Raw genomic sequence first — 13,009 nt, 5'->3', positions numbered from 1 at the left:
CCTTATCCGGCCTACAAACAGCGAAAATTCAATAGGTTAAAAACCCCTGAAGGCCTGATAAGCGCAACGCATCAGGCAAAGGGCGCAAACGTCGCGCCCTTACTAAAGCATTACAGCAACTCAAACTCGCCTTTCTTAACGCGTGCGGAATCAGTGCCGATAAAGACATTGAATTTGCCAGGCTCGGCGTCATATTTCATCTGTTGATTCCAGAACTTCAACGCCTCAATGTCAAGTGGGAAGCTGACGGTCTGAGTTTCGCCCGGTTTCAGGGTGATTTTCTCAAAGCCTTTCAGCTGCTTCACCGGACGACTCATGGAAGCCGTCACATCCTGCAAGTACATCTGCACTACCGTCGCCCCTTCGCGCTTACCGGTGTTCGTCACCTGCACACTGGCGGTCACTTTGCCGTCACGCTTCATGGTCGGCGCAGAAAGTTTCACATCAGAGACGGTGAAAGTGGTGTAGCTCAGACCATAGCCGAACGGATAAAGCGCCCCGTTAGCTTCATCAAAATAACGCGAAGTGTATTTGTTCGGCTTGTCGGCATTATACGGACGCCCGGTATTCAGATGGCTGTAGTACACCGGGATCTGCCCGACAGAACGCGGGAAGGACATCGGCAGCTTGCCCGACGGGTTGTAATCGCCAAACAACACATCGGCAATCGCATTACCGCCTTCAGTCCCCGCAAACCAGGTTTCCAGAATCGCATCAGCCTGCTGATCTTCTTTCACCAGCGCCAGCGGACGCCCGTTCATCAGCACCAGCACCAGCGGTTTACCGGTGGCTTTCAGCGCCGCAATCAAGTCACGTTGGCTTTGCGGAATAGTGATATCGGTACGGCTGGAAGCCTCGTGCGCCATCCCCTGTGCTTCACCGACTACAGCCACTACCACATCAGATTGTTTCGCCGTCTGCACCGCTTCATCAATCATCTCTTGCGACGAACGCGGATCGACTTTGACCGCTTCTTCATACTGATTCAGGAAATCGATAATGCCTTTGTCACTGGTAACGTTCGCCCCTTTGGCGTACAGCACTTTACCGTTTTCACCGACGGCATTTTTAATCCCGGTCAGTACGGTCACGGATTGATCGGCAACACCGGCTGCGGACCAGCTGCCCATCACGTCACGTTTGCTGTCCGCCAGTGGCCCAACCACCGCAATGGTGGCTGATTTTTTCAGCGGTAACGTTTCGAGACGGTTTTTCAGCAACACCAGGCTTTCGCGTGCCACTTCACGCGCTTCTTTGCGGTGCAGGCGGCTTTCGGCATTGGTATCCACCGGGTCAGACTCTTTCGGACCGAGATGGCTGTACGGGTCGTTAAACAACCCCATATCATATTTCACGTTCAGTACATGACGGGCAGCGTCATCCAGCTCTTCCATCGTCACTTTGCCGGATTTGATCAACCCAGGCAGATACTTCGAGTAATACTCATCGCTCATACTCATGTTGATGCCGGATTTCAGTGCCACGCGCACCGCATCTTCCGGGTCTGCCGCCGTGCCATGTTTAATCAGCTCTTTGATTGCGCCATGATCGGAAACGGTAATGCCTTTAAAGCCCCACTGATCGCGCAGCACATCTTTCAGTAGCCAGGAGTCGGAAGTTGCTGGCGTGCCATTCAGCGAGTTCAGCGCCACCATTACCGCACCGCTGCCTGCATCCAGCCCCGCTTTGTACGGCGGCATATAGTCGTTAAACAGGCGCTGCGGACTCATATCGACGGTGTTGTACTCTTTACCACCTTCCACCGCGCCGTAAGCGGCAAAGTGTTTGACGCTGGTCATCACCGAGTGGCGATCTGCCGGGCTTTTACCCTGCATCGCTTCCACCATGGTCTTACCCATAATCGAAGTGAGATACGTATCTTCCCCAAAACCTTCGGAAGCACGTCCCCAGCGCGGATCGCGCGAGACATCGACCATCGGTGCCCAGGTCATGTTCAGGCCATCATCTGCGGCTTCATAAGCAGAGACACGTCCGACCGTTTTCACCGCATCGAGGTTAAAAGACGAGGCCAGACCGAGGCTAATCGGGAACACCGTGCGCTGACCGTGCAGCACGTCGTAAGCAAAGAAAAGAGGAATTTTCAGGCGGCTTAATTCCATCACCTGATCCTGCATGGCGCGGATATCCTGACGGGTTACGGTGTTGAAAATCGCCCCAACCTGCCCGTCTTTGATCATCTCGCGGATCGCCTCTTTCGGATTATCCGGGCCGACGCTGATTAAGCGCAGCTGACCAATTTTCTCATCAACTGTCATTTTCTTGAGCAGTTCGGTGACGAACGCATCACGCGCTTCAGGCGTTAATGGATGGTTACCGAATAAATCATCCGCCAGTGCTGGTTGCAGGGCCAGACTCACCGCGATACCTACTGAACATAGCCATTTCATATGGATAATTCTTCCTCTGTTGCCCGACGAGGCAGCGAAAATGGTGCAAAAACCGTAGTTTGCCATAAGCATGATGGAGAGAGAAAAAGAATGCTCAGTTTATTGTCTGAATTTTCAAAATATTCACTCGCTGAATTGTCATACAAGGCGCTATGCTAGTTTGTGATATTTTTTCGCCACCACAAGGAGTGGAAAATGTCTTCCATGACAACAACTGATAATAAAGCCTTTTTGAATGAACTTGCCCGTCTGGTCGGTCATTCACACCTGCTCACCGATCCCGCAAAAACGGCCCGCTATCGCAAGGGCTTCCGTTCTGGTCAGGGCGACGCGCTGGCTGTCGTTTTCCCTGGTTCACTACTGGAATTGTGGCGGGTGCTGAAAGCCTGCGTCACCGCCGACAAAATTATTCTGATGCAGGCTGCCAATACAGGTCTGACCGAAGGCTCGACGCCAAACGGTAACGACTATGATCGCGATATCGTGATCATCAGCACCCTGCGTCTCGACAAGCTGCACGTTCTTGGCAAGGGCGAACAGGTGCTGGCCTATCCGGGCACCACGCTTTATTCGCTGGAAAAAGCCCTCAAACCGCTGGGACGCGAACCGCACTCGGTGATTGGCTCATCGTGTATAGGCGCATCGGTCATCGGCGGTATCTGTAACAACTCCGGCGGCTCGCTGGTACAGCGTGGCCCGGCGTATACCGAAATGTCGTTATTCGCGCGTATAAATGAAGACGGCAAACTGACGCTGGTGAACCATCTGGGGATTGATCTCGGCGAAACGCCGGAGCAGATCCTTAGCAAGCTGGATGACGATCGCATCAAAGATGACGATGTGCGCCACGATGGTCGTCACGCCCACGATTATGACTATGTCCACCGCGTTCGTGATATTGAAGCCGACACACCAGCACGTTATAACGCCGACCCGGATCGCCTGTTTGAATCCTCCGGTTGCGCCGGTAAACTGGCCGTCTTTGCGGTACGTCTTGATACCTTCGAAGCAGAAAAAAATCAGCAGGTGTTTTATATCGGCACCAACCAGCCGGAAGTACTGACCGAAATCCGCCGTCATATTCTGGCTAATTTCGAAAATCTGCCAGTTGCCGGGGAATATATGCACCGGGATATCTACGATATTGCGGAAAAATACGGCAAAGACACCTTCCTGATGATTGATAAGTTAGGCACCGACAAGATGCCGTTCTTCTTTAATCTCAAGGGACGCACCGATGCGATGCTGGAGAAAGTGAAATTCTTCCGTCCGCATTTTACCGACCGTGCGATGCAAAAATTCGGTCACTTGTTCCCCAGCCATTTACCACCGCGCATGAAAAGCTGGCGCGATAAATATGAACATCATCTGCTGTTAAAAATGGCGGGCGATGGCGTCGGCGAAGCTAAATCGTGGCTGGTGGATTATTTCAAACAGGCCGAGGGCGATTTCTTTGTCTGTACGCCGGAAGAAGGCAGCAAAGCGTTTTTACACCGTTTCGCCGCTGCGGGCGCAGCAATTCGTTATCAGGCGGTGCATTCCGATGAAGTCGAAGACATTCTGGCGCTGGATATCGCTCTGCGGCGTAACGACACCGAGTGGTATGAGCATTTACCGCCGGAGATCGACAGTCAGTTGGTGCACAAGCTCTATTACGGCCATTTTATGTGCTATGTCTTCCATCAGGATTACATCGTTAAAAAAGGCGTGGATGTACATGCGTTGAAAGAACAGATGCTGGAACTGCTACAGCAGCGCGGCGCGCAATACCCTGCCGAGCATAACGTCGGTCATTTGTATAAAGCACCGGAGACGTTGCAGAAGTTCTATCGCGAGAACGATCCGACCAACAGCATGAATCCGGGGATCGGTAAAACCAGTAAGCGGAAAAACTGGCAGGAAGTGGAGTAAATACGGCTGGATGCCTGATGCAGACGTAGGCCTGATAAGATGCGTAAGCATCGCATCAGGCACGGGCACCGAATGCCGGATGCGGCGTGAACGCCTTATCCTGCCTACGGACGCGTCACGTTTGTAGGCCTGATAAGATGCGCAAGCATCGCATCAGGCATTGTGCTCCGAATGCCGGATGCGGCGTAAACGCCTTATTCTGCCTACCCTTAATCGTTCTGCGCCGTCTGCCCCGCCGCCGCCATCTGAGCGGCTTTTTGTTTTTTATAGCTCAACGCTGCTGCCGGAACAGGCATCACTTTACCGGTTTCAATCCAGGTACGCAGGCGGCTGGCATCGGCAAAATGGGTATATTTGCCAAACGCGTCCATCACTACCAGCGCCACCGGTTTATTATTGATAACCGTGCGCATCACCAGACAATGGCCCGCCGCATTGGTAAAGCCCGTTTTGGTTAACTGAATATTCCAGTTATCGCGATACACCAGATGGTTAGTATTGCGGAACGGCAGCGTATACGTCGGGTTAGAGAAGGTTGCCATATCTTCCCTGGTAGTACTTAACTGACCAATCAACGGATATTGTTTGCTGGCAATGAGCAGTTTGGTTAAGTCACGGGCAGTTGAAACGTTATGCACCGACAATCCGGTCGGTTCAACAAAGCGCGTGTTGTTCATTCCGAGCGATTTCGCTTTCGCATTCATCGCCTTAATAAAGGCTTTGTAGCCACCGGGATAATGGTGCGCAAGGCTTGCCGCCGCGCGGTTTTCTGAAGACATCAGCGCCAGCAACAGCATATCTTTACGGCTGATTTCGCTGTTCAGTCGTACGCGCGAATAGACCCCTTTCATCTCCGGCGTCTGGCTGATATCCACTTTCAGTTTTTCATCCAGCGGCAATCGTGCATCCAGCACAACCATCGCGGTCATTAATTTACTGATAGACGCAATCGGACGCACCAAATCCGGGTGGTTCGAATAGATCACTTTGTTGGTATTCAGATCAACAATCATAGCGCTACCGGAGGCAATTTCCGGCTGTGAAGCGGTGGTAGCGGCTGCCGTTTTCGCAACGGCCTGCGGTGCAAAAGGCACAGCCAGCATCAGGGCCAGGCTAAATAAAGAAACTCGAAATTTCGGCATGATGAGCATTCAGATAGTGGTTCACGCGCACAGGTTGCGCACCGCCGGAGTAAGGATTTACTGAGGCTAGCGACGCCATCATAACGAGCAAAAAGTGCGATCGTCAAAGGAGAATCGTGAGGAAATGCTGCATTGCTGACATTTACGCCAGCAATGCAACACAAAAGAACTTTCTAGAACAAACGATAACCGTAACCCCATAGTATAACGGTAAGGGCGAGCAGCACTTCCAGTACCAGCACGCCAATCGCCAGCGTCGAACTGGAGAAGCTAAGGCCTTCCTCTTTGTTGATATTCAGGAAGCTCGGAATACCGAGATAAAGCAGGTAGCCGGTGTAAAACAGCGCCACCGTGCCGACCAGCGCACATAACCAGACCAGCGGATAAAGCGCCACCAGACCGCTTAAAAACAGCGGCGTCGCAACGTAGCCCGCGAAGACCATACAGTGCGCAAGCGACGGACGCTGCGCGTAATTGCGTGCCATCCACCAAATGACCCGCCCCATCACCGCGACCCCAGCCAGCATAACGCCATAAAACAAGACGGCCAGCGCCAGTCCGGTGAACCAGGATAACTTCAGGATAGTGCCATCGCCAAAATTCCAGCCAATCTGTGTAGTGCCAATGAAGGCGCAAATCACCGGAATCGCCGCCATCAGCAAAACGTGGTGGGTGTAGTGATGAGAAATCGTTTCGTTTTCGCGATTAATCACCTGCATTTCACGATCGGGATGGGAAAACAGTCCCCAGACATGGCTCATACCGCCCCCTTGTTGTGAGTTCATGAACCTGACAGTTCAAGTATAAGTCAGCTTGTGATTATTTTTTGTGCATTCATAGAATTTGCACCGTCTGATGAGCGTCCTTTTTCAGCGTGAATGATTCACAGGGTGTATGCTTACAAGCAACCAAAGGGAGACAGACGGGCCTATGGATCTCAATACACTCATCTCACAATATGGTTATGCCGCGCTGGTGCTCGGAAGTCTGGCGGAAGGTGAAACCGTGACGTTGCTGGGAGGCGTTGCGGCACATCAGGGGTTATTAAAGTTCCCGCTGGTGGTACTTTCTGTAGCGCTTGGCGGCATGATTGGCGACCAAGTGCTTTATCTGTGCGGGCGGCGGTTTGGTGGCAAGCTGTTACGCCGTTTCTCTAAGCATCAGGATAAAATTGAGCGGGCGCAGAAACTTATCCAGCGCCATCCGTATCTGTTTGTCATTGGTACGCGTTTTATGTATGGCTTTCGGGTCATTGGCCCGACGCTGATTGGTGCCAGCCAGCTGCCGCCGAAAATCTTTCTGCCGCTGAATATTCTCGGCGCATTTGCCTGGGCGTTGATTTTTACCACTATCGGTTATGCTGGTGGTCAGGTGATTGCGCCGTGGTTGCACAATCTCGACCAGCATTTGAAGCACTGGGTCTGGTTGATTCTGGTCGTGGTTCTGGTGGTTGGCGTGCGCTGGTGGCTGAAACGGCGCGGGAAGAAAAAGCCGGATGATCAGGCGTAAAACCATTGCCTCGGATAAGGCGGTTTGCGCCGCATCCGACATCCGTCGCACCATGCCTGATGCGACGCTTGCACGTCTTATCATGCCTACCAAATATTACCCATTGAAATAACCACGCACCTCACAGTGCTATTCTGGGTTGAACTGCGGATTCGCCAGCATAAAGCCACCATCGACAATTAACGACTGCCCGGTGGTGTAATTTGCGCCTTCAGAGCATAACCACGCCACCAGGCTGGCAATCTCATGCGTTGCGCCGAAACGCCGCAGGGGAATCGAAGGCTCCGCGTCGGGCTTCACGTCGCCGTCATCCATGCCATTCATTGGTGTGGCGATAGCCCCAGGCGCGACTGCATTCACCAAAATCTTATGCCTGACCAGCTCAAGCGCCATCGCTTTGGTTAGCCCACCGAGTGCATGTTTAGCGGCTGTATAGGCGCTGGCATCCGGCAGCGGCGTATGCTCATGTACCGACGTAATGTTGATGATGCGACCGCCCTGCCCTTGTTTCACCATCTGGCGGGCCGCAATTTGCGAGCATAAAAATGCACCATCAACATCAACGGTAAAAATCTTGCGCCACTCATCGAAAGCCATATCAAGAAACGGCGCTTTGGTCATTGTGCCCGCATTATTCACGAGCACATCGATGCGCCCCAGCCGTTGAATAAGTTTCTCCAGCGCCATTGCCCCCTCTGGCAGTTTACCGAGATCCAACTGCACCATCTCCGCACGTACGCCGTGGCTAACCACCTCACGCACGGTATCTTTTGCCCCTTCTTCATCTGAGTGCCAGGTAATACCAATATCAAAACCCTGCTGCGCCAGTAATAACGCGCACTCTTTGCCGATCCCCGAATCGGAAGCGGTAATAATCGCGACCTGTGCCATCGAGTTCTCCACTTAACGCTGAATAAACGTTAAGTATAGAAGGCGTATATCATCAGCGTTTGTAACCCCCGCCCAACGCACCAGTGAGTTGAATGGAGGCATCCAGCCACTGCCCTTGCAATAACAGGCCATTGGCCCGCTCACGCAGCGCCGGGATCCTGGCTTCGCTGACGCGGGAACCAGCAATGATACCCGCGTTAAAGCGGGCCTGCGCAAGACCTACCACACGCAAGGCATCGCGCTCAATTTGCGCCTGATGCTGGTTTTTCTCCGCCAGCGTCTGAACCTGACTGGCTGCCCGCGCCACGTCATTCACCGCTTCAACCACCGCTTTGTTGTAGCTGGCGATAGACAAGTTGCTTTCGGCTTTTGCAATATCGAGGTTGGCGTTAAGACGACCACTATCGAAAATGGGTAGCGTCAGGCCTGCCGTAACGCCCATTTGCTGCGCGGAATGACGGAACAAATCGCTTAAGTGCAACGCATCCTGTTGCAGGAAGGCCATCAGGTTGATGTCAGGGTAAAATGCCGCTTTTGCCGCATCAATGGTGCTTAACGATGACTCAACGTACCAATGCGCTGCCTGCAAATCTGCCCGCCGTGCCAGCAATGAATACCCCAGTTCATCAGGAAGCTGACTTGCCACTTTCGGCAACGCGACCGGATTAAGCTTCAATGCCTTTGTCTGGTGATTTGTAAGTGCGCTTAACCGTGCCTCAATAATTTTCATTTTCCCCGCGACATCGTTGAGCTGCTGCCGGGTCTTGCTGGCATTAATATCGGTTTCCACACCTTCAACTGAAGAAGTAATCCCGTTCTGATATAGCTGGCGATCGGTCGCGATAATGGTGTTCTGCTCTTTTTCGATTTGCTGCAAAACAGTGTTTAACGCTGCCTGGGTTTGCCACTCCCAGTACAGGCGGGCTACACTGCCAGCCAGCAATTGGCGGGTTTGCTCGCGTTCCGCCGCCCGTGCTTTAACCGTACCGAGGCGAGCAGTAACCTCCGCCCGATTCTTTCCCCAAATATCAAGATGCCAGCCCGCCGTTAAGCCAAAAGTACCATTGGTGTACCACGGACCGGTCGTACCTGCGGCAGGATCGTTCAGAGCAAACGGCCCCATTAGCCCTTCTGCCGACATTTTTTGCCGCTCCATATCCGCAGAAAAATCGATCTGAGGGCCATCCTGAGTGGCAACTGCCTTCGCCTGGGCTTCAGCCAGCTGAATGCGCTGTTCAGCCACCTGCATATCCGGTGCGTTCTGCAGTGCATTGTTAATTAATGAAGTGAGTTGATTATCGTGATACTCCAGCCACCATTGGCTGTCTGGCCAACCATTTTTCAGCGCCGTGGGTAATGCGGTGTCAACTTGCGCAGCGGGTGTTTGCTGGCTTAACGCCTGGCGGGTTTCATGCATAGGCGCACACCCGGCCAGCATCAGTAACAGAGGAAAACAGGCGATGGCTGGGTAAAAGGAATCACGATTCATGGGGGAATAATCAGGTAAGAAAAGGTGCGCGGAGATTACCGTGTGTTGCGATATATTTTTTAGTTTCGCGTGGCAATACATCAGTGGCAATAAAACGACATATTCAGAAAAATATACAGTAAGTGAATGATATTCTCCGATTTATCTTAATCACTTATGAGTAACGGCAAAGGGCTTCTTTTTTTCCTATACTTATTCGACACTCACAAATAAAGGAACGCCAATGAAAATTATACTCTGGGCTGTATTGATTATTTTCCTGATTGGACTACTGGTGGTGACTGGCGTATTTAAGATGATATTTTAAAAATCAGATATGGCATATAAGTTGTCAGGTCAGGAACTCGATATTTTGTGTACTTGATTTGCAAACAGCTCCGTTGTTGGTAGCGTCAAAATCGCCGAGGCGTTCCCTGAAGGCCGGGGCAGCCCACATGGATGTGGGCTGAGGGCGCGTTTTACAGGGACGTTAACTTGCGCACGACACGGTAGACGAAGGGGATAAGCTGAAGGTACCACGCAACGGCGATTTTGTTCGCCAGAGCCCGGGGATGCAGGGGGAGGAGGCGATTGTCCTCCCCCTGCGCGCGCCTTGCGCCAGTGGCAATATATGGCTTAGCTCATGAAAGGAGCGCAACAAGATGATGAAGCTGAATAAACGATTCATTGTCTCTGATAAGCTGCGATTCCACTCTTATCGCAGCTTATCGATATCAATTGCCTGAATAGCCCTTGCAATATCAGGGGAATTATTCAACACCCGAACATGCTGAAATAATTCCGTTGCCTCATCGTATTCTTTACGCAAATAACTCAACCACTGTTTAATCCGCGCAACGTGATATAACCCAGTATCGCCCTGCTTTTCCAGACGGGTATATTTTTGTAGCAAAGCAACCACCTCCGGCCACGGCATTCGCGGTTCGTTATATTTTACCACTCGGCTCAGATTGGGAATATTGAGCGCTCCGCGACCAATCATCACCGCGTCACAGCCGCTGATCGCCATACACTGTTGCGCGCTCTGCCAGTCCCAGATTTCACCGTTGGCAATCACTGGAATATTCAGCCGTTGGCGAATCTCGCCAATCGCCTGCCAGTCAATATGCTCCGCGCGGTAACCCTGCTCTTTTGTCCGCCCATGCACCACCAACTCCGTAGCGCCAGCCTGTTGAACCGCATCGGCGATTTCAAATTTCTTCTCACCGCTGTCCCAGCCCAGACGCACTTTCACACTGACGGGCAAATGCGCCGGTACAGCTTCACGCATCGCTTTTGCACCCTGGTAGATGAGTTCAGGATCTTTGAGTAGTGTCGCCCCGCCGCCGCTACCGTTAACCGTTTTCGACGGACAGCCGCAATTAAGATCCACACCCCAGGAACCTAACTCCACCGCACGGGCGGCGTTCTCTGCCAGCCATTGTGGGAACTGACCCAGCAATTGCACGCGCACCAGCGTACCGGATGGCGTTCGGCTGGCGTTTTGTAGCTCCGGGCAAATGCGATGAAAAACTTTTACCGGCAGCAGTTGATCCACCACGCGGACAAACTCGGTGATGCACAGATCGTAGTCGTTAACTTCGGTCAGCAATTCACGCACCAGAGAGTCGAGTACACCCTCCATCGGCGCCAGTAACACACGCATATCATCACCCGCAAAAAAATGAGGCGCTATGTTAGCGCCTCTGGTGTTTGCAGACAAACTGACTTACTGATTAATTCGGGCAAGATTTTTCCCCTCACCCTAACCCTCTCCCCAAAGGGGCGAGGGGACCGTCCGTGCACCTGATTGGGTAAGAAGTACTCAGCGTGGTTGCAGACAGTTATCTTCTTTCCAGCCGTACAGCCACTCCATGCCGCGATAAAACTCTGCCTGCGATTTCCCTTTCCACAGCAGGTTACGTACCTGACGTTCTACCCCTGCGGCGTGATAAACCCGCCCCATTTCACGGGTCGACCAGACGATGCGCGCGGTACGCGGAATACGTACCGACTCATACAGCGCAAAGGCTTGCGCCGCATCACCCACACACTGCGCCAGCGCCTTACCCAGCGTTACTGCATCTTCCAGCGCCATACAGGCACCTTGTGCCATATACTGCGCCACCGGATGGGCCGCATCGCCCACCAGCGTAATGCGGTTAGTCCCCCATTTCCCTACCGGTTCACGATCGGCCGTTGACCAGCGTCGCCATGACGTCGGTTTATCCAGCATCTGGCGAGGACGCGGGTGAATGCCTTCAAAATAGGAAAGCACTTCCTCTTTACTGCCATCCTTCACGCCCCACTCTTCCTGGTGGCGGCTGTGGAATGTCACCACCAGGTTATACTGCTTGCCGCCGCGCAAAGGATAATGCACCAGGTGACAGTGCGGACCCGCCCACAATACCGGCGCATTAATACGTAAATCTTCCGGCATATCCGCACAATCGATAACCGCACGGTAGACCACATGACCGGTGACGCGCGGCGCATCGCCTAATAAGCTCTGGCGCACCACTGACTTCACGCCATCACAGCCAATCAAAATATCGCCGCTCCAGCTATTACCTCGATCGTCGAAAACGGTGACATCGTCCGGCGTCTCGCGAATATCAACGACGTTTGTGGAGGTGTGATACTCCACGTCCGGATGCGTCAGTACCGCTTCCCATACCGAGGCATGAATATCAACGCGATGGATCACCGCGTAAGGGCCGCCGAAATGGTCACGAAAGGCCTGCCCGGTTTCAATACGCACCACTTCTTCGGCGTTCACCGCATCCATCATGGTGATGTGATCGGTAAACACCGCGCGCTGGCGGGCGATTTCGCCAACACCAAGACTATCCAACGCCGAAAACGCGTTTGGCCCCAACTGGATGCCTGCGCCGATCTCACCGATCTCATGCGCCTTTTCCAGCAGCACCACTTTGATCCCCTGGCGGGCCAGTGACAGCGCAGTTGCCGCACCGCCGATCCCGCCTCCCACAATTACTGCGCGTGTCACTTTAGTCATTATGGTTCTCCTGGTCAGGCTGAAATTTTATCTTGTTGATTTTCTGGCGCTGCGGCAATGAACGCTGGCAGTTGTGTGCAGGCGTCGTACACCGCTTTGCAGCGCGGATATCCACTCAGATCGCAGTTCATACGTAGCGCGTTCGCCCACTGCGGAACAAGGCAGCAGTCTGCCAGCGTCGGCGTCTCACCCACACAAAATTGCCCCGACTGGCTCTGGCGCAGTAGCTGTTCCACCGCGTTTAACCCTTGCTGGATCCAGTGCGCATACCAGCGTTTTTTCTCTTCTTCACTGACGTTCAGCTCTTCGGTCAGGTAGCGCAGCACGCGCAGGTTATTCAATGGATGAATATCACAAGCGATGGCATAGACAATTTCCAGCACCTTGTTGCGGGCCGGTTCTTCCTGCGGCACCAGCGGAACTTGCGGGTAGTGACGATCCAGCCAGTCAATAATCGCCAGCGACTGACCGAGTGACTCGCCCTCGTCAGTCAGCAGCGTCGGCACCAGCCCGACAGGATTCATCCGCCGATAGGCCAGTTCATTTTGCTGACCAATACGGATATTCACCCCTTCGGTCTGGTAATTAATGCCTTTCAGCGCCAGCGCAATGCGTACCCGGTACGATGCTGAACTATTAAAAAAACTGTACAGCTTCATCA

General features: G+C 53.0%; 11 protein-coding genes. 3 read left to right on the top strand and 8 right to left on the bottom strand.

Translation table 11 applies throughout. The features are described from left to right. Nucleotides 1-110 precede the first annotated feature (110 nt). Nucleotides 111-2,408 carry a beta-glucosidase BglX gene (gene bglX / locus FQ015_RS07420; protein ID WP_160523902.1) on the bottom strand — a complete coding sequence of 766 codons (2,298 nt, stop codon included), beginning with the start codon at nt 2,406-2,408 and terminating at the stop codon, nt 111-113. Between the two features lie 195 nt (nt 2,409-2,603). On the opposite strand from bglX, the gene dld reads away from it, so the two are divergent. Continuing rightward, entirely contained in the window at nt 2,604-4,319 is a 1,716-nt protein-coding gene (gene dld, locus FQ015_RS07415) for a D-lactate dehydrogenase (RefSeq protein ID WP_000097376.1), read from the top strand. Nucleotides 4,320-4,528: 209 nt separating this feature from the next. Here dld and pbpG read toward each other — a convergent pair whose 3' ends face one another. Both pbpG and FQ015_RS07405 read right to left on the bottom strand, forming a co-directional pair. Then, nucleotides 4,529-5,461: a D-alanyl-D-alanine endopeptidase gene (gene pbpG / locus FQ015_RS07410; protein ID WP_001319943.1), complete on the bottom strand. Its 933-nt coding sequence runs from the start codon at nt 5,459-5,461 to the stop codon at nt 4,529-4,531. Nucleotides 5,462-5,634: 173 nt separating this feature from the next. Further along, on the bottom strand, nt 5,635-6,222 hold the full coding sequence (locus FQ015_RS07405) for a Yip1 family protein (RefSeq protein WP_010360277.1): 588 nt from the start codon (nt 6,220-6,222) through the stop codon (nt 5,635-5,637). Nucleotides 6,223-6,391: 169 nt separating this feature from the next. Here FQ015_RS07405 and FQ015_RS07400 point away from each other — a divergent pair, with 169 nt between their 5' ends. Beyond that, entirely contained in the window at nt 6,392-6,970 is a 579-nt protein-coding gene (locus tag FQ015_RS07400; RefSeq protein WP_001353099.1) for a DedA family protein, read from the top strand. Nucleotides 6,971-7,099: 129 nt separating this feature from the next. Here FQ015_RS07400 and FQ015_RS07395 read toward each other — a convergent pair whose 3' ends face one another. Continuing rightward, nucleotides 7,100-7,861, bottom strand: a complete 762-nt coding sequence (locus tag FQ015_RS07395) for an SDR family oxidoreductase (protein ID WP_160523901.1) — start codon at nt 7,859-7,861, stop codon at nt 7,100-7,102. 52 nt (nt 7,862-7,913) lie between these two features. Beyond that, nucleotides 7,914-9,350: a multidrug resistance outer membrane protein MdtQ gene (gene mdtQ / locus FQ015_RS07390; protein WP_001078132.1), complete on the bottom strand. Its 1,437-nt coding sequence runs from the start codon at nt 9,348-9,350 to the stop codon at nt 7,914-7,916. A 223-nt stretch (nt 9,351-9,573) separates the two neighbouring features. Here mdtQ and yohP point away from each other — a divergent pair, with 223 nt between their 5' ends. Further along, nucleotides 9,574-9,657, top strand: coding sequence for a small membrane protein YohP (gene yohP, locus FQ015_RS24530; RefSeq protein ID WP_000691708.1), 84 nt, complete (start codon nt 9,574-9,576; stop codon nt 9,655-9,657). Nucleotides 9,658-10,044: 387 nt separating this feature from the next. Here yohP and dusC read toward each other — a convergent pair whose 3' ends face one another. The 3 genes from dusC to maiA all read right to left on the bottom strand — a co-directional run bounded on the left by dusC (nt 10,045) and on the right by maiA (nt 13,007). After that, the gene (gene dusC / locus FQ015_RS07380; RefSeq protein ID WP_001264872.1) at nt 10,045-10,995 is read right to left on the bottom strand and encodes a tRNA dihydrouridine(16) synthase DusC; all 951 of its coding nucleotides are present in this window, start codon (nt 10,993-10,995) and stop codon (nt 10,045-10,047) included. A 159-nt stretch (nt 10,996-11,154) separates the two neighbouring features. Then, nucleotides 11,155-12,348, bottom strand: a complete 1,194-nt coding sequence (locus tag FQ015_RS07375) for a 3-hydroxybenzoate 6-monooxygenase (RefSeq protein WP_160523899.1) — start codon at nt 12,346-12,348, stop codon at nt 11,155-11,157. 14 nt (nt 12,349-12,362) lie between these two features. Next, nucleotides 12,363-13,007, bottom strand: a complete 645-nt coding sequence (gene maiA, locus FQ015_RS07370; RefSeq protein ID WP_160523930.1) for a maleylacetoacetate isomerase — start codon at nt 13,005-13,007, stop codon at nt 12,363-12,365. Nucleotides 13,008-13,009: the final 2 nt, after the last annotated feature.

The organism is Escherichia sp. HH26CH, assembly GCF_009820205.1.
GTDB classification, from domain to species: Bacteria; Pseudomonadota; Gammaproteobacteria; order Enterobacterales; family Enterobacteriaceae; genus Escherichia; species Escherichia coli_F.
Note: the sequence above shows the minus strand (reverse complement) of the source record. Positions and strands in the feature narration are given on the sequence as shown.